Here is a 23,811-nt window from a genome sequence, read left to right on the forward strand (position 1 = left end):
ATCGCCATGCGCGATATGTGCAACAACATCCTCGTCAAGCGAGTTCTCTCGCCCGTGTCCGTGTCCGACAACACGGCGCAGGTCGGACAAATCATCGACCGCTCGGGCTATGATGCGTTGGCCTATGTCATCAATATCGGCTCGGTCGCCGATGCGGATGCGACCTTCGCGGTTCTCCTCGAGGAGAGCGACGCCTCGGACATGACCGGCGCTGCGGCCGTCGCCGATGCTGACATGATCTCGCAGACGAGTGGAACTGCGCCGGAGACTGCGGCGAGCTTTCAGTTCGATTCCGACAATCAGGTTCGGAAGCTCGGCTACATCGGATCGAAGCGTTACACGCGCTTGACGATCACGCCCGCAAGCAACGCGAGCGCCGCGCTCATGTCGGCTGTCGCCGTGCTCGGCCATCCGCATAGCGCCCCTGTGACGCAGGCGACTTCGTAATTGCCAGCGATGGCAGCGACGGCGACCACGGATGAACTGGCGCCGTCGCACAAAACTTCGGGAGCATCTTCTGACGGCGACGCGGCAAGCCGAATAGCGAGAAGCGTGATGCGGGCTCCCGATGCAGTGTGCCGTTCAATCGCGCAAGGCCGCACCTTCAACATGAGTCCATACATGCCCTACGCCGCGCCTCGCCATTGCTCTCGTCACCATCGGCTGTTCACCGGAACGCGTTGCCCCGACTGCGAACGCGAGTCGAAAGTGCGCGCCGAAGAGAGACGGCCGAGCGCGACCGAGCGCGGCTATAACCACGACTGGCGCAAAGCGAGAGCGCAGTTCCTCGAGGTGCATCCGACGTGCTGCAAATGCGGCGCGCCGGCGACCGTGGTCGACCATGTGGTAGCGCACAAGGGCGACCGGGCGCTGTTCTGGGAGCGGACCAACTGGCAACCGCTGTGCCGCCCCTGTCACCAGACGAAGACGAACCGGAGCGACGGCGGCGGCTTCGGCGGCCGGACCCGACGATGACCGGCCGCGCCCGTCCCCCTCGCCCGCCGCCCCGTCGCCCGACCCGCCACCAGGGGGGTGGGTCCGAGGTCGAGCGGGCGAGAGGCAACCGGACGCCTCCGCTCGTTCTCGATAGACCAGAATTGAGCAAACACACATAAGGATATCTTTATATGCGGGGAGCAAAACCGAAGCTTGAAGCCATCGCCGGCGGCCTATCCCGTCTTCCGCCGGCGCCCGCGTGGTTGCCTTCCGAGGCGAAAGCGGAATGGCGGCGCGTGGTTCCGGGCCTGCGAGAGCGCAAGACGATCACGCGCCAAGACCTACAGGTCCTCGAGGCTTATTGCCTCGCCTGCGGGTTGGTCCGCTCATCTCAAAAGATCATCGCGGCCGAGGGCGATATGATCGAGACGACGCGAGGCGAGAAGAAGCGGCACCCGGCGCACCAGACGCTCTTTCAGGCTTTGACGGAATCCCGCCGGCTCGCGGCCGAGCTCGGCCTGACACCGGCGAGCCGGAACAAGGCGCCGATCGCCGAGGATGACGACGACCTTTCGGACCTCGACCTGTGACAGACTCCTACCCGTCGTGGATATTCGACGGCTCGCCGATCGCCGACCCTCTCGGTTACGGCGAGCGCGCGGTCGGCTTTCTGCGCCGGCTGCGCCATCCGAAAAGCCGACTATCGAAGCGAGCCTTCGATCTCACGCCCTGGCAAGAGCGGATCGTCCGGCGCGTCTATGGTCCGTGCCATCCTGACGGCCGTCGCATCGTGCGCAATGTCGTCATGCTGCTTCCCCGCGGCAACCGAAAGACCTCGCTCGGCGCGGGCCTCGGCCTGCTACATGCGATCGGGCCGGAGCGCATACCGGGCGGGCTGGCGCTGTTCGCTGCGTCCGATGGGGAGCAAGCTCGTATTGCCTTCGAAGAAGCGGCGGCTATTTGCCGCGAGGATGAACGCATAGAGAAGGCGCTCCGGTTCATCGATTATCGCCATCGCATAGAGCATCCGAAGTCCGGCGCGAGCTTGCGGGCGATCTCTTGCGACGCGGCGCGCCAGCACGGCAGCACGCCGACCTTCGCCCTGGTGGACGAGCTGCACGCATGGCCGAAGCGCGATCTTTGGGACGTGCTGCGCACGGGCTTGGTGAAGACGCCGGGCTCGCTCTTGGTTGTCATCACCACGGCGGGCCGAGGCCAGCAAAACGTGGCGTACGAGATCGTGGACTATGCCCGAAAGGTCGCCCGCGGGGAGATAGAGGACCCTGGCACTCTGCCGATTCTATTCGAGACGGCGGCGGATGCGGACTGGCGCGACGAAGGGATATGGCGGCGGGCGAATCCGGGCCTCGCCCAAGGCTTCCCGGACATCGAGGGCCTACGCCAGCTTGCGCGGGAGGCCGAGGCGCGCCCGGCTGATCGTGAAGCCTTCAAACAGTTGCACCTCAATGTTTGGCTCGACCATTCCGTCGACCCGTTCGTCGACATGCAGATTTATGACGAGGGCGCGGAACCGCTCGACCTCGAGGCGCTGGCAGACGAGCCCTGTTACCTCGGCGTCGACCTATCCAGCAATTCCGACCTTACCGTCGTCGTGGCGCTCTGGCGCGTAGGTGACGGCTATGCGGTCCTTCCGCATTTTTTCTGTCCCGGCGACAATCTTCGCGGCCGGCAAGATCGAGATGGCGTCCCTTATGTCCGATGGGCGGATGAAGGTCACATAGAGCCGACCATCGGAAACGTCGTCGATTTCCGGGCCGTCGAGGACTGCGTTCGCGATCTATGCAGTCGGTTCAACGTGCGGGAGATCGGGCTCGACCCTCACCTCGCCCGCTCGACCTTGAACAATCTGGCCGAAGACGGCTTCCCGGCTGTGGAGGTTCGGCAAGGCTGGGTCACCATGGCGCCGGCGATCAAGGAATTGGAACGCGCGATCGTCGGGCGGCAATTCCAGCACGGCGGCCATCCTGTGCTTCGCTGGTGCTTCGATAACGTCGTCGTCGAGACCGATCGCGCCGGCAACCGGCTTTTCACCAAGGGGAAGGCGAAGGAGAGAATCGACGGCGCGGTCGCCTGCGCTATCGCGATCTCTTGCGCGTCAAATGATGGCGCCATGCCTAGTGTCTATGAGACCGAACGGCCGGAGGGGTTCTTGTGGGTTTGATTGGTCGACAAACGAACTGTCTTTCCGTTCAATGAAAAATCGCCTGATTCGATAGGCAGTTCGTAGCGCTTCGTTCCACTCTCTTTAATTGAAAATCCGCCAGAGCTTTGTTCCACTCTTCCTTTGTTTCCGCCACCGTGGGTGCTTAATTGTGAATTACAATTCGGACAAAGAAATCGCAGATTTTTGGGCCGATTGTCGCCGTTGACTCCATTTTTATGGTCTAGAACCATACGAATCTTTTTACCGTTCCAATCCTGAGAGCCAGAATGGAGCAGACAGCTTGAATTGTCGCAACGCTCGGGACCTTCCCCGTGGGCTAATCGCCAATCCAAGTATGCTTTTCGGACATTGCGTCTCTTGCCGAGGTAAACTAGCCGATTGGCGCGGGGTCGCTGAGCCATCGATAGCTCTCCGAGGAGCGGTGAGTTTTTGGTGAGTTGCTTGGAGGCTTTGCGGGGACTTGCTGTAAGTCTTTGATTTGATGGTGGGCGCGACAGGGATTGAACCTGTGACCCCTACGATGTCAACGTAGTGCTCTCCCGCTGAGCTACGCGCCCTCCGGCGCCGCCGGGGGCGGCGCTGCGAGTGACGCGGGTATAATCGCTGATCGTCGTAGGCGCAAGCGGCCGTTTGTCTTTTCTCTCGATAACGGAGGGAGATGTCCCCAGCTTCCCCGGAGCCCCGGGCTTCGGCCGAAGCATGGCCCGTCTTTAGAACTCGACCTCCAGCTCCTCGATCTCCTCCTTCTCGAGCTGGGCGGCGGCGATCCATTCCTGCATCGCCGGCCAGGCGAGGATGCGGTCGCAATAGGCCTGGCTCACATCGTCGAGCGGCACGTCATAGGTGCGGAAGCGCGTCGCCACCGGCGCATACATCGCGTCCGCGATGGAGATCTGGCCGAAGAGATAGGGGCCGCCATAGGCGCCGAGGCATTCGCGCCACAGCTGCGTCACCCGCGCAATGTCGCCCTGCGCCTTCGACCAGACTTTGAACTTCGGAAAATGCGCTTTCAAATTCATCGGCAGCGCCGAGCGCAGAGAGGTGAAGCCCGAATGAATCTCGCCGCAGATGGAGCGGCAATGGGCGCGGCGCATGCGGTCGGCGGGCAGCAGCCCCGCCGCCGGCGCGATCTCGTTCAGGAACTCACCGATCGCCAGAGTGTCCCAGATTTTGGCGCCGTCATAGGTGAGGCAGGGCACGAGGATCGAGGGCGACAACAGCAGAATCTCCGCCCGCGCCGCCACATCGTCGGGGCTGACGACGACCTCCTCGAAGTCGACGCCGGACAGCTTCATCATCAGCCATCCTCGTAAGGACCATGACGAATAATTCTTGCTGCTGATCGTGAGCGTCGTCGCCGGCATGGGTGGGGCGTCCTCCTGTTATGGACTCAGCAGCAAGGCGTGTGCCATGCTAGAGCCTTCGCATGGCATGGGGCTTGCTGAACTCGCCCCATCGGCAACGGAAGGTTTCGCTGAGCCGCATGATGTATGACGCTTATCAGAGCTACGCCGACGTGAGCAATCGTCTCCGTCTGGCGGCGGCCAGCGGCGAACGACTGCTTCGCCTGTGGACCTCCACGCCTTATGCGTCGCCCGCGCGATGCTTCCAGGCCTATTGCGAGCTCGTCGCTCTGCTCGGCTTCACGCATAAGCGTCCGTGCTACGGCATAGATCGGATCGCCACGCATGACGGCGCCTTCGTCGATGTCGTCGAGGAGCCCGTCTATGCGACGCCCTTCGCCACGCTGCTGCGCTTCTCGCGCAAGGACGCCGAAAATCTCCCGCGCGTGCTGCTGGTCGCGCCGATGTCCGGGCATTTCGCGACGCTGCTGCGCGGCACCATCCGCACGCTGCTGCAGGACCACGACGTCTATGTGACCGATTGGATCAACACGCGCGACATACCGCTCGCCGCAGGCGTGTTCGGCATGGACGAGTTCGTCCAGCATCTCATCGATTTCATCCGTTTTCTGGGGCAGCCCGCGCATGTCGTCGCCGTCTGTCAGCCGACGGTCGCCGCGCTCGCCGCCGTCGCGGCGATGGCCGAGGACAATGATCCGGCGCAGCCCGCGAGCCTCACGCTGATGGCGGGGCCGATCGACATCAGCGTCGCGCCCACCAAGGTCAATGAATTCGCCACGTCGAAGCCGATCGAATGGTTCCGCGACAATGTGATCGGCGTGGTGCCGCGCGGCCTTCCGGGCGCCGGACGCAAGGTCTATCCGGGCTTTCTGCAGATCGCCGGCTTCATGAGCATGAACGTCGACCGCCACGCCAACGCTTTCATGGACATGTTCCGCCATCGCGTCGAAGGCGAGCACGAGAAGGCCGACCGCATCCGCACTTTCTACGAGGAATATTTCGCCATCATGGATCTCGACGCGCGCTTCTATCTGGAGACGATCGAGACCGTGTTCCATAAGAATGCCCTTTCTGCAGGCAAGCTGCTTTTCAAAGGGCGCCCGGTGACGCCACGCGCGATCAAGAAGACGTTTCTGCTCACCGTCGAGGGCGAGAAGGACGATATTTGCGCCGTCGGCCAGACGCTCGCAGCGCAGGACCTCTGCAGCGGGCTGCGGCCCTATATGAAGTCACATCATCTGCAGGCGGGCGTCGGCCATTATGGCGTGTTCAACGGCAAGCGCTGGGACAATCAGATCTATCCGGTGCTGCGCGACCATATCCAGAACAGCGTGTAGCGCTGCGGCGTCGCATGCTCTCACGAGCCACGGACTCCGGGCCGTCATTGCGAGCGAAGCGAAGCAATCTAGAGCCGTGGGGCGCAGCTAAATCGGGTGACGGACTAAATCCCCGACCCTCGTCCTGAGGAGCCCGCGAAGCGGGCGTCTCGAAGGACGGCAACGGGGAGAAACCTCAAGATTTCGCCCCACGGCCGCCCTTCGAGACGCCGCCTGCGGCGGCTCCTCAGGACGAGGATCGGGTTCTTATCCTTCACCCCGATTTCCCTCCTTGCCGCGGGGCGGCTTTTTGGAATGCTTCATCGCTTCGCTCCTGGCAATGACGGCTGCGCTCGGCGGAACAGCTATTTGCTCGGGCAGGCGATCTCTTCGATCTTGTTCGGGGACTGGCCGGGCTTGATCACGAGAAGCGGCGGCAGGCCTTCGCGAACGCATACCTCGTTGCCGACGAGCGTGTTGCCGCCGGCCATGTGCAGAGCGATCCCCGCATTGGAGACGCTGCTGATCTCATTATTCTCGACGGTCACGCCGGAGGTTCCGCGGTCCAGATAAATTCCGAAGCCGCCATAGCGGCGCGCGACGACATCATCGATGACGTTATGGCGAATCGTGCTGCCCTCGAGATCGGACAGCGTATAGATGCCGCCGAGATCGGACATCGCGCCCATGCCGATCTCGCTGATCCGGTTATGCTCGATCACATTGTGGCGCGTTCTGTGGCGCCCGCCCCAGATCCATCCGAGCGATATGCCCGTATAGCGAAATCGACGAATGTCGTTCTCGACGATCTTGTTGCGGTCGGCGTCGCCGATCCAGACCGCCGCGGCGCCCGGCCAAATCTTCCCGCCGTCGCTCATGACGTTGTTCTTCAGGGTGACGCCGCAGGTTTCCGGATCATCCTTAGCGGCGACGACCGGCGTGTAGGCGTCGGAAGCGTCGCCGATGATGACGGCTCCGCCGCCGAGATCGGTCATGCGGCTGTTGGTCACGACAGGACAATGGGCGGCGCGAGCGAAGCTCATCGCCAGGCTCGCGACGCCGAAGACGTCGATGTGATCGAAACTGATGCGAGACGCGTCCTCGACCGCGATCGCTGCAGCGAATTTCACGCTGACGCCCGCTTGCGCGGGCGTCCGGTCGATGTTGCGAACGAGGTCGCCGGTGTGAGCGAAGCCGATCGCATCGATCACGACGTCATGCGCTCCGTCGCCGATCTCGAGCAATTGCGGCGTGCAGGGCAGCACGGCGCGAAGCCGGCCGGCCGCGCGCTCGCTCTCCTCGCTCGATGTCGGACGATAATCGATCTTCGTTCCCGACTGGGCCCATTCGCCCGGCTCCAGCGCGTCGCGATCGATGTTCTCGAAGTAATAATCCTCGCCTTTGCCGAAGCGCGCCCAGACGTCGGTATGGCTGGTGACGCCGTCCACCGTCAGGATGCGGTTCTTCGCATCGATGTGAAAAACAGGAAAGCGCGACGCCGACCAATAATGAAAGGCGACAACCTCCGAGCCGGCGTCGAATGTGTAGCGGCTCGCGTCGAATTCAGGCGCATAGGAAAATTTATCGCGCGGCGCACCCGTCTCCAAGCCGCGGGCGACCTCGGCCTCCACGCGCAGAAATCCCTGCTTCGGCGTCCGCGACCGCATCCGGCGCTCGTCGTTCACGAACAGCGAGCGTTGGACTTCGAGCGGACACGCCCCGGCGACGTCCCAGCGCCAGAAGCCGCGCCGTGTGACCCGAGGCGGAGGAAGGGCGACGCCGCCGCTGAAGACCGCGCCGGACGCGGCCGCGATGAGAATAGTCGAGGCCCCCGCATCGCCGGAGGTCTCGGCGTCCAACATCAAGGGGGATCGCAGCGGATAGGCGCCCGGCGCGAAGCGGAGGCAGACGGCGCCCTCGGCGGCCCCGGATCGCCGCAGCGCGCGCAGCAGTTCGATTGCGCGAGCGGGAGTTCGAACGGCTGCGGCGCCGCTGTCGCCCGAGGCGAGATCGCTGCCCTCGGGCGAGACGAATATGGAGCGACATCGCGCTGCAGCAGCCGGCGCCGAGGCGCTGCTCGGCTCCGCTGTCGCGACGAGCCATAGCGCAAGGAGCGAAGCGACGCAGCGACAAAGGGGCCGCCCCATGGCTCTGGATTGCTTCGCTGCGTGCGCAATGACGGACCAGCTTCCGTTGGTTCGCATCGAAATACCTGTTCTCGAAGCATTTTTGATGATGTGACGCGGTCGCGCGAGCTCGCCGGCTGCGCCCGCCGCAGTAGGGAGCCGCCTCGGCGCGCAGACAAGTCCGGCATTCTCCGCATGGTTCTGGGGCCGGCTGCTCCGGCGCGGCGTCGTGAGAAGTAACGCGCCGCACGCACAATAAACGCGAGCGCGCGCCCCTCGAACATCTCTCGCATCGCCTCGTAGAAGCCAGCCGAGACTTGAATAGGCGTCACGAAAAAATCGGAGAGCCACGGCCAGCTGAAGTCACGGCGCGGCATCGGCCAGTCCTATCCTCGGAGCACGCCGGAGAAGCACGAACGCATCCGATGGGTAAAACGCTCCATCGGCTCGCGCGTCCGGCTGCAAGCGCCACAAAACGTTTCGCTCCATCGAAATTTTCAATCGGGTCACGATGAAATTATGGCAATGCGAAGAGTCGCCGAAGGCGATTTTTTCTAATGAAATCTTAAGGATGCACGCGCACGCTCAGGGTGCGACGAAATATCCCTTGATGGGTTTTGTGCGTCGCAATATATTCAAGTCGACCGAGGCGAGAGCAACAGTCGCTCCCACCTGCTCCAACGACGAGCCTTGCGAGCCATCGAGGGTGTCGAAGGCGGATGAGGTATATCATGGAATCGATCAGCAACTGGTTTCAGGACTGGTCCGACGCCTGCATTTACGCAAAGGAATGCACGCCTGATCTCTCCTTCCTCCCCGGAGAACCTTTCACCGCGCTCGCGAGCATCGCAGCGGTCTGCTTCTTCATCTGGTGGCGCAACGAGAAGGCGCTGAGCGCGAGCGGACTCGTGACGAGCGTCGCCGCCGAGTCCTCCTCGCCCTACGCCGATCTTTCCGCGGCGCTCGATCATGCGCGCGCGCTGGTTTCTGCGCCCGAGAAAAAGGCGGCCTGAACGCCGGCGGACCGAGCGGCCGGACGCCCCGTCGACGACGGGCGTCCGGCCGCTGTTTTTTCGGCTGTGCTTTTTTCGGCTGCTGGCGCGTCGACTCCGGATCGCTTTCGCGATAGGCCTCGAGCAGAACCGCGAGCGACGAATCTCGATGCGCATCCAATCCCGCCATTACCGCACGATCTGGCCCCACGCCGACGGAACCGTCGAGGCGATCGACCAGACGCTGCTTCCGCATCGCTTCGAGACGCGCCGGCTCGCCGCGCTCGACGACGCCGTAGCGGCGATCGCCACAATGGTGGTGCGCGGCGCCCCGCTGATCGGCGTGACCGGAGCCTATGGTCTGGCGCTCGCCGCCGCGGCCGATCCCGCCGATAGCGCCATCGAGGAGGCGCACGCCCGGCTCGCCGCGGCGCGGCCCACCGCCGTCAATCTGCGCTGGGCGCTCGATCGGCTGCGCGCGCTGCTGCTCGCCGCCCCGCCGTTGGAACGGCGCGCGCTCGCTTTCGGCGAAGCCGCCGCCATCGCCGATGAGGACGCGCTCGCCTGCGAGGCGATCGGCGATCAGGGCGCGGCGCTGATCTGCGCCGCCGCCGCCGAGCATCCGGGCCGCCCGGTCAACATTCTCACCCATTGCAACGCCGGCTGGCTCTGCGCGGTCGATTGGGGCACGGCGCTCGCGCCCATCTACAAGGCGGCGCGCGACGGCGTTCCCCTGCATGTGTGGGTCGACGAGACCCGCCCGCGCAACCAGGGCGCGAGCCTCACCGCCTTCGAGCTCGGAGGCGAAGGCGTGCCGCATACGGTGATCGCCGACAATGCCGGCGGCCATCTGATGCAGCACGGCCTCGTCGATCTCGTCATCGTCGGCAGCGACCGCACGACGCGGCGCGGCGACGTCTGCAACAAGATCGGCACCTATCTGAAGGCGCTCGCCGCCCATGACAATGGCGTGCCCTTCTATGTCGCTCTGCCGAGCTCCACCATCGACTGGACCATGCGCGACGGCGTCGCCGAGATCCCGATCGAGGAGCGCGACCCGAGCGAGGTCACCCATATCAGCGGCCGCGCCGCCGATGGCGCGACGACGCGCGTGCAGCTGACGCCCGACGGCTCGCCGGCGCGCAATTGGGGCTTCGACGTGACGCCGGCGCGGCTCGTCGGCGCGCTGATCACCGAGCGCGGCGTCTGCGCGGCGAGCGAGGCAGGCCTGCGACAATTATTTCCCGATCTCGCCTGAAGCGCGCGCCTCGGACAAGCCTTCGCGATTATCTCCTTTGACGCGCGACCCGCCGCATTCATCCACGCCCGCCGGCTCGGACGCGCTTCGGAGGGCCCATGCCGCAAAAAATAGAGGCTACCTGCGTTGTCGTCGGCGGCGGACCCGCCGGGCTGATGACCGGCTTCCTGCTCGCCCGCGCCGGCGTCGACACGGTCGTCATCGAGAAGCACGCGGATTTCCTGCGCGACTTCCGCGGCGACACCATTCACCCTTCCACGCTCGAGGTGATGCACGAGCTCGGCCTGCTCGAGCGCTTTCTGCTGCTGCCGCATCGCAAGGCCCGTCAGATCGCCGCCTGGATCGGCGACCGCAAGATCGTGATGGCGGATTTCACCCATCTGCCGACGCAATGCGGCTTCATCGCCTTCATGCCGCAATGGGACTTCCTCGACTTCATCGCCGGCGAGGCGACGAAGCTGCCGAATTTCCGGCTGCTGATGTCCACCGCGGCGGAAGCGCCGCTCGAGACGGACGGCCGCGTCGCCGGCGTTCGCGCCCGCGGACCGGAGGGCGAGATCGAGATCGCCGCGCGCCTCGTCGTCGCGGCGGATGGGCGCACCTCGGTGATGCGCACGGCCGCCGGCCTGGAGATCGAGCAATATGGCGCGCCGATGGACGTGCTGTGGTTCAGGCTGCGGCGCGAGCCGGAGGACCCGCAGGAGACCTTCGGCCGCATCGCCCCGGGCCGCATGATGGTGATGATCGAGCGCGGCGCCTTTTGGCAATGCGGCTATGTGATCCCGAAGGGCGGCGCGGCCGAGCTGCGCGGCCGGCCGATCGAGGCGTTCCGCGACGAGGTCGCCGCCACCGTGCCCTTCGTGGCGGGGCGGCTCGACGAGATCTCCGGCTGGGAGAAGGTCAATCTGCTCACCGTGCAGGTGGATCGGCTGAAGCGTTGGAGCCGGCCGGGCCTCCTCTGCATCGGCGACGCCGCCCATGCGATGTCGCCGGTCGGCGGCGTCGGCGTCAATCTCGCCATTCAGGACGCGGTGGCGACGGCCAATCTCCTCGCCGGCCCGCTGCGCGCGGGAACGCTTCGCGACGCCGATCTCGCGGCCGTGCAGAAGCGCCGTGAATTTCCGGCGCGGGTGACGCAGCGCATTCAGCGAATCATCCAGGACCGCGTCATTCGCAATGTTCTCGCCGCCGACGCGCCGATCGAGCCGCCGCTGCCTTTGCGGCTATTCGACCGCTTCCCCTTCCTGCGGCGCCTGCCGGCGCGGCTCATCGGCCTCGGCGTCAGGCCGGAGCATGTCGCCGGCGCGGTCAGTTCATCGCGCGAATGAAGGCGCCGAAGGCGCGCGGGCCGTCGCCGGTCTTGGCCTTGCCGGTCACGGTCAGGCTATCGGCGGCGATCGACCAGAACTCATTGGTGAACCAATTGGCGACATAGACGGTCTTGCCGTCGCGGCTGGCGCCGATCCCTTCGGGATATTCGCCGACCTTCACCTCGCCGACCGGCGCGAGCGTCGTAAGATCGAAGACGCTCACCGCCTCGGCATATTGATCGGTGACGAAGCCGCGCCCCTGCGCCAGCGCGACGCAATAGGGGCGCTTGCCGACCTTCACCGTCGCGGCGACGCGCCGCGCGGCGATGTCGATGACGCTCACATCGTCCGATTCGACATTGGCCGTATAGGCGCGCGCGCCGGCGGCGTCGATGGTGACGCCGAAGGGATGGCGGCCGACCTCGATCTCGCCGATCTTGCGAAACGACGCCGCATCGACGAAGGCGATGCGATCGGCGTCGCGGATGGAGACGAGGATCAGCCGCCCGTCCGGCGTCACCGCGACGCCCGAGGGCGTGACGCCGACCTGCGCCGTCGCGACCACCGCGCCCGCCTCCGGATCGACCGCGAACAGGCGGCCCTCATACATGTCGGCGACGTAGACGCGGCCGCCGTCCGGCGCGACGGCGAGGCCGAGCGGCCCGCCCTCGAGGGCGATGCGCCGCAGCGCGCGCCGCTCGCGGGCGTCGATCACCGTGAGATATTTGCCTTCCGGGCTCGTCACATAGGCGCGGGCGCCGTCCGCCGAGACGGCGACGCCGGCCGGCTTGCCGCCGATGGCGAGCGTGGCCGCGGGACGCATCGTCGCGAGATCGACGATGGTCACATCGCCGCTGCCCTGATTGGTGACGAAGGCCTCGTCGGCCGCGGCCGGCGAGCACAGGGCCAGGGCGAGAGCGGCGGCTCGCGCCGCCGACCCGCGCCAGGACCGCGAGCCTTCAGGCTCGCATCCACGGCGGCGAGCCTGAAGGCTCGCGGTCCAAGGGCTCGCCAGCCGAGCGATCACTTGCCGCTCTCGACCTTTTCCTTGAGCGCGGCGAGGCCGCTCTTGTAGAGGCCGGTGATCGCCGCGAGCGCCGCCTCGTCGGAGAGCTCCGGCGGCGGGTCGTTGTTGGGATAGCCGCGGTAGAAGGCGCCCTTCCATTCGACGACGCTCTTGTCGCCCTGCGGCTTCACCGTCATCGTGGAGGAATAATTGTTGACCGGCAGCACCTTCACGTCGACCTTCTCGATGCGATAGGCGAGCGAGAAATCGGCGGCGTCATATTTGGTCAGCAGCTCGTCGATCTCGCCGCCATTCTTCAGCGTGATGTGGCGCGTCGCCTTGCCCGGCTCGTTGCCGCCGGCCCCTTCGGTCTTGGCGACCGGAGGCAGCCAGCTCAGATCCTGGAAATTGCCGACGATGGCCCAGACTTTCTCGGCCGGCGCAGCGATCTCGATCGTTTCCGTGACCTTCTGGCGCGAGGGGCCATGGGCTAATCCTGTCGAGGCCGGCGCGAACGCCGCGAGCGACAGAGCCGCCAGGATCATTGCCCGGCGCGCGACGACGAACGACATTGGATTTCCTCCCGAAGCCATGGCGACCCCATCACGGCCGCGGCGGCAAATAACTCCCGCGAGAGGGCGCGCGTCAAGAGTCTCGGCGCGACGCTCGCAAATCGAGAGCGAAGAGCGAGCCTCTGAGGCGACACAGCGAAATAACTGCTTCATTGGCCCACTCTCGGCAACGGGATGGATGAGCGATCGCGCCTCCGACGGAGCCTTGACGGGCGGCCTCCTTTTGCCGACTGTCGGCTCATGGCGAGAACGAGGCTCTTTCGCGGTTGGACGGCGCTGGCGACGAAGGCGCTCGCGGCTCTGCTGCTCCTGCAGCTCGCTTTCGCCGGCCCGGGCGCCGTCGCGGCGCAGGGCCAGGGCTGGTCCGTCTGCCACGTCGAGCGGAGCGGCGGCGCGCCCGCGCCCTCGCAAGCGCCCCATCTTTGCGCTTTTTGCCCCTGCCTGCATATCGTCGAGGCCGCGCCGCCGGCGCTCGGGAGCGCCGATGCGCCCCTCCCCTTCGCCGAAATAGCGGCGAGCCGCCCGCCCTCCGCCACGGCGCCGCTGACGCCCGCCGGCCGCGCCGGCGCCTGGTCCTCGCGCGCGCCTCCGCACGCCTGAGCCTCGGCTCCCCGCGACCCCTCGCATCTCGACCGCCCCCTCCCCTGCACGACAGGCGCCCGCGCCGCGGCCGCCCGGCGACGCGAGCCGCCATGCCAGACGAGAAGCCGACCTCCTTTCGCGAGCTGTTCCTGCGCCATCGGCGCGGGCTGCTCGACTATCTGCGCCGCAGGGTCGGGCCCGAAGACGCCTCCGACCTCCTGCAGGAGACCTTCGTGCGCGCGCTGCGGCGCGAGCGCTTCGACACGGTCGAGGACCCGCCCGCCTTCTTGAAGCAGATCGCCGTCAATCTCTCACGCGACCTCGCCCGCCGTCGGGAGAGCGAGGCCCGATATTTCGTCGCCGGCGAGGACGCCGAGGACATCGTCGATCCGACGATCGCGCCCGACGATCTGCATGAGGCGAGCGAGCGGGCGCGGCGCTTCCTCGCCGCCGTCGAGGCGCTGCCGCCCAAATGCCGGCAGGCGTTCGTGCTGCGCCGCTTCGAGGACCTGTCGCACGACGAGATCGCCGCCCGCCTCGGCGTCACCCGCAATATGGTGGAGAAGCATCTGCGGCTGGCGTTGGAGCGGCTGCGCGCCGCGCTCGACTGAATTTCTGCACGCCGCGCCTCCTGTTTGGCGGCGCGGCGCGTCTTAATCTATGAGACCCGCGCGGCGCGACAAAAGGACCCGGACCTCACCATGACCAAGGACGCCGCCGACGACATCGCCGCCAAGGAGCGACGCCGCGCGGCCATCGCCTGGTGGACGCGGCTCGACGCCGGCGCGCCCTCCCCCGCCGAGCGCGCGCAATTCGCCGCCTGGCTGACGCGCGATCCCGCCAACAAGGCCGCCTTCGACGACATCTGCTGCCTGTGGGGCGACGTCGAGATCATCCGCGAGGCCGTCTCGGCGCCGACGCGGGCGCGCCCCGGCTTCGCGCTCCCGCGCCCGGGATGGCGCAGCGCGGCCGCGCTCGGCGCCGTCGCTCTCGCGCTCGCCCTCTCCTTCGACGAATTGTCGATCCGCTGGCGGGCCACCGCGCTGACCGGCGCAGCCGAATTGCGCGCAATCACGCTCGAGGACGGCTCGCGCGTCGAGCTCGGCCCCGACACCGCCGTCGTGAACGAATTCTCCGCCGACGAGCGGCGCCTCACGCTGCTGAAGGGCGAAGCCTTTTTCAACGTGGCCTCGGACCCGCTGCGCCCCTTCCGCGTGTCGGTTCCGGCCGGGACGGTGACGGCGCTCGGCACCGCCTTCGACATCGCCATCCAGGGCGCGCGCACCGAGGTGACGGTGACCCGGCACAGCGTGCGCGTCGCCGGCGCGGGGCCGAGCGTCATCGTCGAGGAGGGCGCGCAGAGCGCCTTCGGCAAGGGCGTCGCCGCCGTCGCGCCCTATGGCGTCGACGCCGACCACGTCACCGCCTGGCGGCGCGGCAAGCTGATCTTCGACGACAAGCCGCTCGGCGAGGTGGTCGCGATCCTCGCCCGCTATCATCACGGCTTCCTCATCATCGTCGATCCCACCATCCGCGGCCGTCGCGTGAACGGCGTGTTCGAGACGCGCGATCCCATGGCGGCGCTGCGCGCGATCGAGAAATCGCTCGGTCTGAAGCTCTATTCGCTCGGCTCCGTCGTCCTGCTCGGAGGCTGAGCGCGCGCGCGCAAAAATTTGCGCGCCGCGACCTACTCGAATGAATGCGAGCCGCGTCCAACTCGATGGGGGCGCTCGATGAGCCCCCGAAGATCGAACGAGGGGGCGTGGATGCGGAGCGGGTTTTCGGGGCGACGTGGCGGCGTCGAGGGTGGAGTGATGGGCGCGACGGCCCTGGTGACGGCGATGAGCGCATTCGCTTTCGGCGGCGCGAACGACGCGCGCGCCCATGCGCAATTGCCCGAGCGCGAGATCGTGGAGATCGTGCGCGCCTATTCGATTCCCGCCGGACGCATGTCGACGGCGCTGAACCGCCTCGCGGATGCGAGCGGCGTGCTGATCGTCTATGACACGGCGCTGACGCGATCGGTCACGACGCGCGGCCTCAATGGCGCGCGCACGCTGAACGCGGCGCTCGAAGAGCTGCTGTCCGGCACGCGCCTCGGCTATGACGTCGCCGCCGACGGCAAGACCGTGATGATCGTCCTCGCGCAGAACGACACCGGCGTTCGCAGCGACGCGGGCGCCGAGACGCTGCCGACGATCGACATCGGCGCCGAGCAGAACGCGCCCGGCGCGCGCAATGGCGGCGGCCGCGGGCGCGGCGCCGGCGATCCTTCCCGCGAGACCGGCTATACGCGCTCCGCGACCACCAGCGCGACGCGAACGCAAACGCCGCTGATCGACACGCCGCAATCGGTGCAGATCGTGCCGCGCGAGGTCATTCGCGATCGGCAGATTCTCAACGTGCTGGAGGCGGTGCAGAACGTCTCCGGCGTGCAGGCGGACAATTCCGGAATCTTCTACGACAATTTCCTCATCCGCGGCTTCAGCAGCGGCTATGGGCGCAGCTATCGCAACGGCCTGCGCGTCGATGGAACCGGAGGCACGGTCGACATGGCTTTCACCGATCGCGTCGAGGTGGTGAAAGGACCCGCCTCCATGCTCTATGGACGCATCGAGCCCGGCGGCTTCGTCAATGTCGTCACCAAGCGGCCGCAGGAAGAATTCGCGGCGTCGCTCGACACGCAATTCGGCAGCTGGGGCGTCTCGCGCAGCATCGCCGATGTGACCGGGCCGGTCGACGCCGAGAAGACCGTTCTCTATCGGCTGATGGGCGTCTATGATCGCGCCGATTCTTTCGTGAATTTCGATCATCGCAACAATGGCGCGGCGGCGCTCTATCTCACCTTTCGTCCGACCGAGAATTTCGAAGCCAATGTGCAGTTCGAGCATTACGAGCAGATGCAGACGATCCGGCCAGGACAGATACCGGTCAATTTGGGCGTCAGCGACCAGCCCGCCAATCTTCCTCGGCGCTTCAATCATGCGGACAATGAATCCTGGGCTCAGTTCCCCTATGTCGTTCATCGCACCGTCTACGCCTTCGACTGGACGTGGCGCTTCGCCGACGAATGGAAGGTGACGAACGCCTTTCATTATATCGACGCGCATGAGAATCAGAACGCGATCTATTCGACGGGATTCGACGGCTCCACTTTGTCTCGCGGCTTCTATGCCGGTGTCGTGAAGCGCTATCAGCTGTCGACGAATCTCAATCTCATCGGCGAGGTCGACACGGGGCCGGTCCATCACGCCCTCCTCGCTGGCGTCGACTGGTTCCATTATGGCGACGACTGGCCGAGCACGGCCTATTCGTCGTTCCCGTCGATCAACGTGTGGGCGCCGTCCTATGGCGGCGTGGGGCCGCTGATGCATTCGGCGGCCGACAACGCCCGCAACAACACGCTGTGGGCCAGCCGATGGCGCAATTTCGGAGCCTATGTCCAGGACCAGATCAGCTTTCTCGATGATCGCGTGCATCTTCTGCTCGGCGGCCGCTACGACAAGGCCGAGGAAAGCTATGGCACGACTTATGGCGGCAATTGGGAGAGCTGCTATCCCTTCTGCTCGCCCTATCCGCTGAAGAGCAATCCGGACACGACGCCACTGTCGCCGCGCGCCGGACTTCTCGTCAAGCTCGATCTCGACACCTCGGTCTATGGCAGCTACACGCGCTCGGCCGGCACGAACAACGGCCGCAGCGCCGCCGGGGACATGTACCCGCCGGAGCGCGGCCTGCAATGGGAGGTCGGCGTCAAGAGGCTGTGGATGGACGGGCGCCTGTCGACGAGCCTCGCTCTGTTCGATCTGCGCAAGAAGAATGTGCTTCAGCCCGATCCGATCAATCCCGCTTTCTCTCTCGCCGTCGGCGAGGTGACGAGCCGCGGGATCGAATTCGACATCGCCGGCCAGATCACCGACAATTTGAGCGTCATCGGCAGCTACACCTTCAATTCGGTGAAGATCACCGACGACAATGACAATGGCAATGTCGGCAAGCGCTATTACGGCGCCGCGCCCAATGTCGGCAATCTCTGGGTGAAATGGGACACGGCGCCCGGCGCGCGCGAAGGCTTCGAGTTCGGCGCCGGCTTCTATGCGATGGACCGCCGCTACGGCAGCAACGACAACAGCTGGTATATGCCGGCTTATGTGAAATTCGACACGATGGCCGCCTATCGCACAGTCGTGGACGGGCATGATGTGACCTTCCGCTTCAATGTGAAGAACATCGGCGACGAACGCTATTTCGTGAACAGCAATGGCTACGACTCGGCCCAATATGGCGCGCCGCGCACCTTCCTCGGCCAAGTGAGCTTCAAATGGTGACGCCTCGGTGAAGGCGAGACCCGTCTTCGCCAGCGCAGCGAAGCGATCCAGAGCCGCACCGCAGTCCCTGGATCGTTTCTTCGCTCCGCGCTTCGCGATGACGGCCTCAGGCCGAAAAGGAAGACGATCCATGATCGATGCGACACCCGGCGACGCGCGCGCGCGTCCCGCCCCGTCATGGCGTAAGAAATGGCGCAAGCTCTGGCTCGACATTCACCTCTACATCGGCCTCGTCGCCGGCGCGATGCTGGTGGTCATCGGCGTCACCGGCAGCATTCTCGTGTTCTGGCACGAGGTCGACGCTTGGCTCGATCCGCAAATGCGCGTCGTCGCGGCGCGTCCCGGCGGCGCGGCCGCTTTTACGACGCTGGAGACGATCGAGCAGGCAATGATGGCCGCGACGCCGCCGGGCGGACGCATCACCCATGTGTGGACGCCGCGCGATGAGCGCTCCTGCTATCTCTTCTATTATGATCTCGACGGCGACACGCGCCGATTCTGCATCGATCCTTATGATGCGACGAAGATGGCGGATCGACTCTATTATTCGAAGGAGAGCCCGTTCCGCCATGCGCTGATGGGCTTTCTGTTCCAGTTGCACTGGTCGCTGCTGCTCAGCGATCTCGCCGACGACGGCGGCGTCATCGTCGGCGTCGCGGCGATTCTGCTGATGGTCTCGACGCTCGCCGGTCTCTACCTGTGGTGGCCGGCGCCGGGTAAATGGAGGTCGGCGCTCACCTTGAAACGTGGCGCGCGCGCGGAGCGGCTCAATTACGATCTTCACAAGCTCGGCGGCGTCTATTCCGCCGCCGTGCTGCTCTCCGTGCTGATGTCCGGCCTCTATATGAACTTGCCGACGCCCTTCCTCTGGATCGTCGATCATGTCGCGCCTCTGACCGAGGGCGGGCGCGTCCCGAGCCTGTCCGAGCCGGCGGCGGGACGTCCGAGCATCGGCTTTCCGGCGGCGGTGGCGGCCGCGGTCGCGCGCTCGCCGCAGGGACATGTCGAGCGGGTCGATTTTCCGGGCGACGCGCAGGGCGCCTTCACCGTCTATCTGAACGATGTGACCGGCGTCGGCCCCTTCATCCGCTCGCGCACTTTGACCGTGGATCGCTATTCGGCGGCGGTCCTGCGGGTCCACGACGTCACGCAGGGCACGGCCGGCGACGCCTTTCTCCGCTGGCAATGGCCGCTCCACTCGGGACAGGCGTTCGGCATGACCGGGCGCCTGATGGTGCTCGCGAGCGGCCTCCTCTGCCCGCTCCTCTTCGTCACCGGCCTCATTCGCTGGCTGCAGAAGCGGCGGGCGCGCCGCGCCACGCGCCGGTGAAAAGGCTTTCGTCAGATGACGGCAAGCTTTTCTTGACTCCACTTCCGTTGAATGCAAAGCTCACCCCTATGGCCGAGATGCTCCGATCGCTCCCTTTCAAACGGCTCGCCGTTGCGCTCTACGCGCTCACGGTGGTCGTCGGCGCGTTCGGCTTCGCTATTCATCGCGCTCATGGCGGGGCGGGGGTCAGTATTTTCGCTGATCGCGCTGATTTCTGCCATGACGGCGAGAAGGCCCAGGGGACTGCGCCGACGCCGTTCGTCGTCTGCTGCGACGCCTGTGTGTCCAGCGCTCCGCCGATTTTGCCGAGCATCATTACCCATATCGTTTATCGGTTCGAGATTTCGACCCGTTTCGAATTCGCTGCGCGGCTCGGCCGCGATCTGGACGAAAGTCCTGACAATCTCCGCTCCCGCGCGCCGCCGGTCCTCGCCTGACATCGGACCGTCGACGGCGCCGTTTCGCGCCCGACACTCCCTGAATTTTCCTGCTCGCATGCGACCGCCTCTCCCGGCGTAGCCGATGTGCAGGAATCCAAGGGCCCTCGTTTCGCGCTCCCCCTGACACGAAACGATAAGCGGAGGATTTCCGCGGGCGCCCGCCGGCTGCGATGGCGGACCCCGCGTCTCGAACGCCACTGACATGATCGTCCCGCAGCGCCTCACGGCGCGTCCCCCAATGTGGTCCGATCATGGGCGTCGAGACGCGGTTCGCAGCCGACGAGGCTCGCGGAATCCGTCGGCCGAATCGAAAGGGTCGGATCTTCTCCGACATCAGCGTCACAGCGTGATCGGGCTCGCGGCAGGATGCGCCGCTCGCCTTGCGTCCCTTGCCGCGTTCCTCAGATCGGCCGTCACTGGGCGGCGCTCCTCATCTCCCGAGAGGAGCGCCGCCCTCGGACGGCTAGACAACCGTTTTTGCAGCAGATTGAAGCGACGCCGAATATCTGCGCCATCGGGAGCCGCTGGCGGACCGCGAGTCTTCAGGCTCGCATCCGCCGCCTCACGATCACCCTTCGCCGCGCGGCGGCGGGGCCATGAACTCCGGCCCCACCGGATCGACGATTGTCTCGGCCAGAATCGCGTCGATCGCCCGCATCGCCGCCTCGTCCAGGCGCCAGCCGGAAATTTCGGCGATGGGCGCCAATTGCTCGGGCCGGCGGGCGCCCCAGAGCGCAATATTGGTCCAGGCCGTGTCGAGCACGAAGCGCAGCGCGAGATGAATAACGCGCTTGCCGTAATTATCCCGAGCGAATTGATCGAGCCGGGCGACGGCGTCGAGATAATGCGCGCGGCGCGGCGCCTGGAACTTCGGATCGCGTCGTCTCAGATCATCGCCCTCGAAGCGGGTTTCCTCGGTGATCGTTCCGGCGAGCAGACCGCGGCACAGAGCGCCATAGCAGAGCGTGACGATGCGCTCGCGCGTGCAATAGGGCAGCACATCGGCCTCGATTCCGCGCTCGAACAAATTATAGGGCGGCTGCGCCGTCTGCAGCGGGGCCACGGCGCGAAACGCGTCCATCTGCGCGGGCGAGAGATTGCTGACGCCGATGGCGCGGATTTTTCCCGCCTTGCGCAGCGCCTCCATCCCCGCCGCCGTCTCCTCTATCGGCGTCGCTGGGTCCGGCCAGTGGAGCTGATAGAGATCGATCGCATCCGTGCGCAGACGCCGCAGCGAATCCTCGACCTCGGTCTCGATCCGCGCGCGGCTGGCGTTGCGGAACGGCTTGCCGTCCCGCCAATCGAGCCCGACCTTGGTGGCGATGAGCGCGCGCTGGCGGCGCCCGCCCTCGGCGAGCGCCTTGCCGACGATCTCTTCGGCGCGGCCGAAGCCATAGACCGGCGCCGTGTCGATCAGCGTGACGCCATGATCGAGCGCCGCATGGATCGTGGCGATCGCCGCGCGCTCGTCGCTGCCGCCCCACATCCAGCCGCCGATCGCCCAAGTGCCGAGCGCGATGCGCGACGCCGGCACGGGCAGCCCGTCGATCGATATGCTCTCCAGCGCCGATGTCTTCTCCGCCATGGCTCCCCTCCTCACGCCCCTCGCGCCGCAACCGCCTGCTCTATCGCCCCGAAGATCGAGCGGCCGGCCGCGTCGCGCATCTCGATCCGCACTCTGTCGCCCGGCTTCAAAAAGGGCGTGCGCGGCGCGCCGCCGCGCAGGGTTTCGACGACGCGCTGCTCGGCGATGCAGGAATAGCCGAGCCCGCCTTCCGCGATCGGCCGGCCCGGCCCGCCGTCGGCGGCGCGGTTCGACACTGTGCCGGAGCCGATGATCGAGCCCGCCGCGAGCGCGCGCGTCCGCGCCGCATGAGCGATCAGCGCGCCGAAGTCGAAGGTCATGTCGCAGCCGGCGTCGGGCCGCCCGAGCGGCGCGTCATTGACGAAGGAGAGCAGCGGCAGCGCCAGCTTGCCGCCGCTCCAGGCGGCGCCGAGCTCGTCCGGCGTCACCGCCACCGGCGAGAAGGATGAGGCCGGCTTCGACTGAAAAAAGCCGAAGCCCTTGGCGAGCTCGCTCGCGGTGAGCCCGCGCAGAGTGACGTCGTTGACCAGCATCACCAGCGCGACATGGCCGAGCGCCGCCCCGGCCGCCACGCCGAGCGGCGCGTCATCGGTGACGACGGCGACCTCGGCCTCGAGATCGAGCCCATATTTCTCGTCGAGAAAGGGAATGGGCGCATGCGGGGCGAGAAAACCGTCGGAGCCGCCCTGATAGATCAGCGGATCGTTCCAGAAGGACGGCGGCATCTCGGCGCCGCGCGCCTTGCGCACCAGAGCGACGTGATTCACATAGGCCGAGCCGTCCGCCCATTGAAAGGCGCGCGGCAGCGGCGACAAGCAATCCCGCTCGCGAAAACGAATTTCCGGAACGAGCCCCGCCTCCAGCGCCTCGGCGAGCTCGGCCAGGCGCGGCGCCGCCTGCGCCCAATCGTCGAGCGCGGCCTGTAGAGTGGGCGCGACGGCCGCCGCTTCTGTCGCGCGGGTCAGATCGGTCGAGACGACGACCAGCCGTCCGTCACGGCCGCCGCGCAGCGAAGCGAGTTTCATGTCGTCTCCCTAGAGCGCTTTCCGATCGAACGGAATCGTTCGATCGATCAGAATTCGCTCAAACAAAAGCATTCTAGAGCGCTATCCGATCCGATCGGATCGGATAGCGCTCTATGGCGCGCCGTCGAAGCGGCGCGGCAGGCCCGACCAGCAGTCGGCGTAATCCTTCTGCAGCGTCGGCAGAGTCGCTGCGTAAGAGGTGAGATGCTGCGGCAGGCGCGTCTCCAGCATGAAGGCGAGCGTCCCCTCGAGCTTCGCCGGGGCCAGCGTCTCGCGCGTCGCTCGCTCGAAGGCCTCGGCGTCCGGTCCATGCGGCAGCATGGCGCCATGCAGCGAGGCGCCGCCCGGCGCAAAGCCGCTCTGCTTGGCGTCATAGCGCCCATGAATGAGCCCCATGAATTCGCTCATCAAATTGACGTGGAACCAGGGCGGACGAAAGCTGTGCTCGGCGACGAGCCAGCGCTCGGGAAAGATCGCGAGATCGATGTCGGCGACGCCAGGCTCGCCGGAGGGCGAGGTCAGCACGGTGAAGATCGACGGATCGGGATGATCGAAGAGGATCGAGCCGACCGGCGAGAAGCGCGCCAGATCATATTTGTAAGGCGCGAGATTGCCGCGCCAGGCGACGACGTCGAGCGGCGAATGATCGAGGCTGCAGGCGAAGAAGCCGCCGCCCCATTTCACCGTGAGCCGGGAGGGCGTCTGCTCGTCCTCGAAGGCGGCGACGGGCGCGAGAAAGTCGCGCGCCTCGGCGAGGCCATTGGCTCCGATCGGCCCGCGCCAGGGCAGCGTGAAGGGCGCGCCGTAATTTTCGCAGACATAGCCGCGCGCCGCGGCGCCGGCGAGCTCGGCGCGGAATTTCACCCCGCGCGGAATGACGCAGATTTCGCCCGGCGCGACCTCGAGCCGGCCGAATTCGGTGGCGAGGCGCAGCGCGCCCTCTTGCGGCAGGATCATCAGCTCGCCGTCGGCGTCGGTGAAATAATCGTCGATCATCGAGCGAGTCGCGAAATAGAAGCCGATCGAAACGCCGCGCCGCGAATCGACGTCGCCGGCCGTGGTCATGCTGCGCACGCCTTCGACGAAGCAAAGATCGCCGAGCGGCATGGGCGGCGGGTCCCAGCGATATTGCCCGATCGGCAGATCGCTCTCGCGCGCCGGCGCGCTGCGCCACAAGGGGATCTCGATGCGCTCGAAGCGGCCGAAATGACGCACCGAGGGGCGAATGCGATAGAGCCAGGAGCGCAGATTGGCGCCGCGCGGCGCGGTGAAGGCGGAGCCGGAAATCTGCTCCGCATAGAGCTTATAAGGGCAGCGCTGCGGCGAGTTCTGGCCGGGCGGCAGAGCGCCGGGCAGCGCCTCGCTCGCGAATTCATTGCCGAAGCCGGAGAGATAGGCGGAGGTCATAGGCCGCCCGCCTCTGCTGCTCTCGCAGGCAAGGGCGCTTCCTTCTCCC

The 23,811-nt window shown here is 66.2% G+C and carries 21 protein-coding genes and 1 tRNA gene; 14 read left to right on the forward strand and 8 right to left on the reverse strand.

Translation table 11 applies throughout. The features are described 5' to 3' along the window. Nucleotides 1-6 precede the first annotated feature (6 nt). The 4 genes from CQW49_RS05545 to CQW49_RS05560 all read left to right on the forward strand — a co-directional run bounded on the left by CQW49_RS05545 (nt 7) and on the right by CQW49_RS05560 (nt 3,118). Complete coding sequence (locus CQW49_RS05545) at nt 7-447, forward strand: hypothetical protein (RefSeq protein ID WP_003608760.1); 441 nt, start codon at nt 7-9, stop codon at nt 445-447. A 174-nt stretch (nt 448-621) separates the two neighbouring features. Next, nucleotides 622-975 (forward strand): HNH endonuclease, encoded by a 354-nt coding sequence (locus CQW49_RS05550; RefSeq protein WP_003608759.1) that lies wholly within the window; start codon nt 622-624, stop codon nt 973-975. Between the two features lie 257 nt (nt 976-1,232). After that, entirely contained in the window at nt 1,233-1,526 is a 294-nt protein-coding gene (locus CQW49_RS05555; protein WP_244593399.1) for a phage terminase small subunit P27 family, read from the forward strand. Continuing rightward, entirely contained in the window at nt 1,523-3,118 is a 1,596-nt protein-coding gene (locus CQW49_RS05560) for a terminase large subunit (RefSeq protein WP_003608757.1), read from the forward strand. The genes CQW49_RS05555 and CQW49_RS05560 overlap by 4 nt, the downstream gene beginning before the upstream one ends. A gap of 485 nt (nt 3,119-3,603) precedes the next feature. Here CQW49_RS05560 and CQW49_RS05565 read toward each other — a convergent pair. Then, nucleotides 3,604-3,678 (reverse strand) — tRNA-Val (locus CQW49_RS05565). A gap of 153 nt (nt 3,679-3,831) precedes the next feature. Continuing rightward, on the reverse strand, nt 3,832-4,485 hold the full coding sequence (locus tag CQW49_RS05570) for a glutathione S-transferase family protein (protein WP_003608756.1): 654 nt from the start codon (nt 4,483-4,485) through the stop codon (nt 3,832-3,834). 119 nt (nt 4,486-4,604) lie between these two features. Here CQW49_RS05570 and CQW49_RS05575 point away from each other — a divergent pair, with 119 nt between their 5' ends. Beyond that, complete coding sequence (locus tag CQW49_RS05575) at nt 4,605-5,822, forward strand: polyhydroxyalkanoate depolymerase (RefSeq protein WP_081735752.1); 1,218 nt, start codon at nt 4,605-4,607, stop codon at nt 5,820-5,822. A gap of 344 nt (nt 5,823-6,166) precedes the next feature. Here CQW49_RS05575 and CQW49_RS05580 read toward each other — a convergent pair whose 3' ends face one another. Next, on the reverse strand, nt 6,167-8,278 hold the full coding sequence (locus CQW49_RS05580) for a right-handed parallel beta-helix repeat-containing protein (protein WP_157926067.1): 2,112 nt from the start codon (nt 8,276-8,278) through the stop codon (nt 6,167-6,169). A 380-nt stretch (nt 8,279-8,658) separates the two neighbouring features. Here CQW49_RS05580 and CQW49_RS05585 point away from each other — a divergent pair, with 380 nt between their 5' ends. From CQW49_RS05585 to CQW49_RS05595, 3 genes are all read left to right on the forward strand, one after another. Continuing rightward, complete coding sequence (locus CQW49_RS05585) at nt 8,659-8,940, forward strand: hypothetical protein (protein ID WP_003608752.1); 282 nt, start codon at nt 8,659-8,661, stop codon at nt 8,938-8,940. A 148-nt stretch (nt 8,941-9,088) separates the two neighbouring features. Continuing rightward, nucleotides 9,089-10,177 (forward strand): S-methyl-5-thioribose-1-phosphate isomerase, encoded by a 1,089-nt coding sequence (mtnA, locus tag CQW49_RS05590; protein WP_003608751.1) that lies wholly within the window; start codon nt 9,089-9,091, stop codon nt 10,175-10,177. Nucleotides 10,178-10,275: 98 nt separating this feature from the next. Continuing rightward, nucleotides 10,276-11,505 carry an FAD-dependent oxidoreductase gene (locus tag CQW49_RS05595; protein ID WP_003608750.1) on the forward strand — a complete coding sequence of 410 codons (1,230 nt, stop codon included), beginning with the start codon at nt 10,276-10,278 and terminating at the stop codon, nt 11,503-11,505. Here the strand turns inward: CQW49_RS05595 and CQW49_RS05600 are convergent. Both CQW49_RS05600 and CQW49_RS05605 read right to left on the reverse strand, forming a co-directional pair. Then, complete coding sequence (locus tag CQW49_RS05600) at nt 11,486-12,514, reverse strand: YncE family protein (RefSeq protein WP_003608748.1); 1,029 nt, start codon at nt 12,512-12,514, stop codon at nt 11,486-11,488. The genes CQW49_RS05595 and CQW49_RS05600 overlap by 20 nt on opposite strands. Beyond that, nucleotides 12,511-13,065 carry an SRPBCC family protein gene (locus tag CQW49_RS05605; RefSeq protein ID WP_003608746.1) on the reverse strand — a complete coding sequence of 185 codons (555 nt, stop codon included), beginning with the start codon at nt 13,063-13,065 and terminating at the stop codon, nt 12,511-12,513. The genes CQW49_RS05600 and CQW49_RS05605 overlap by 4 nt, the downstream gene beginning before the upstream one ends. A 240-nt stretch (nt 13,066-13,305) precedes the next feature. Between CQW49_RS05605 and CQW49_RS05610 the strand changes: the two genes are divergently transcribed. The 6 genes from CQW49_RS05610 to CQW49_RS05635 all read left to right on the forward strand — a co-directional run bounded on the left by CQW49_RS05610 (nt 13,306) and on the right by CQW49_RS05635 (nt 19,742). Next, nucleotides 13,306-13,665, forward strand: a complete 360-nt coding sequence (locus tag CQW49_RS05610; RefSeq protein ID WP_003608744.1) for a hypothetical protein — start codon at nt 13,306-13,308, stop codon at nt 13,663-13,665. Between the two features lie 92 nt (nt 13,666-13,757). Further along, entirely contained in the window at nt 13,758-14,258 is a 501-nt protein-coding gene (locus CQW49_RS05615; RefSeq protein WP_003608743.1) for an RNA polymerase sigma factor, read from the forward strand. A gap of 90 nt (nt 14,259-14,348) precedes the next feature. After that, nucleotides 14,349-15,302: a FecR family protein gene (locus tag CQW49_RS05620; RefSeq protein ID WP_003608741.1), complete on the forward strand. Its 954-nt coding sequence runs from the start codon at nt 14,349-14,351 to the stop codon at nt 15,300-15,302. A gap of 159 nt (nt 15,303-15,461) precedes the next feature. After that, complete coding sequence (locus tag CQW49_RS05625) at nt 15,462-17,975, forward strand: TonB-dependent siderophore receptor (RefSeq protein WP_003608739.1); 2,514 nt, start codon at nt 15,462-15,464, stop codon at nt 17,973-17,975. A gap of 130 nt (nt 17,976-18,105) precedes the next feature. Further along, nucleotides 18,106-19,305, forward strand: a complete 1,200-nt coding sequence (locus CQW49_RS05630; protein ID WP_003608737.1) for a PepSY-associated TM helix domain-containing protein — start codon at nt 18,106-18,108, stop codon at nt 19,303-19,305. Continuing rightward, nucleotides 19,302-19,742 (forward strand): hypothetical protein, encoded by a 441-nt coding sequence (locus tag CQW49_RS05635; RefSeq protein WP_244441335.1) that lies wholly within the window; start codon nt 19,302-19,304, stop codon nt 19,740-19,742. Before CQW49_RS05630 ends, CQW49_RS05635 begins: the two co-directional genes overlap by 4 nt. A 571-nt stretch (nt 19,743-20,313) precedes the next feature. On the opposite strand, the gene CQW49_RS05640 is transcribed toward CQW49_RS05635, so the two are convergent. From CQW49_RS05640 to hmgA, 3 genes are all read right to left on the reverse strand, one after another. After that, complete coding sequence (locus tag CQW49_RS05640) at nt 20,314-21,330, reverse strand: aldo/keto reductase (protein WP_003608734.1); 1,017 nt, start codon at nt 21,328-21,330, stop codon at nt 20,314-20,316. Between the two features lie 11 nt (nt 21,331-21,341). Then, nucleotides 21,342-22,355 carry a fumarylacetoacetate hydrolase family protein gene (locus CQW49_RS05645; protein ID WP_003608732.1) on the reverse strand — a complete coding sequence of 338 codons (1,014 nt, stop codon included), beginning with the start codon at nt 22,353-22,355 and terminating at the stop codon, nt 21,342-21,344. A gap of 111 nt (nt 22,356-22,466) precedes the next feature. After that, complete coding sequence (gene hmgA, locus CQW49_RS05650) at nt 22,467-23,762, reverse strand: homogentisate 1,2-dioxygenase (RefSeq protein WP_003608729.1); 1,296 nt, start codon at nt 23,760-23,762, stop codon at nt 22,467-22,469. Nucleotides 23,763-23,811: the final 49 nt, after the last annotated feature.

The sequence above is a fragment of the Methylosinus trichosporium OB3b genome (genome assembly GCF_002752655.1).
Taxonomy (GTDB): domain Bacteria; phylum Pseudomonadota; class Alphaproteobacteria; order Rhizobiales; family Beijerinckiaceae; genus Methylosinus; species Methylosinus trichosporium.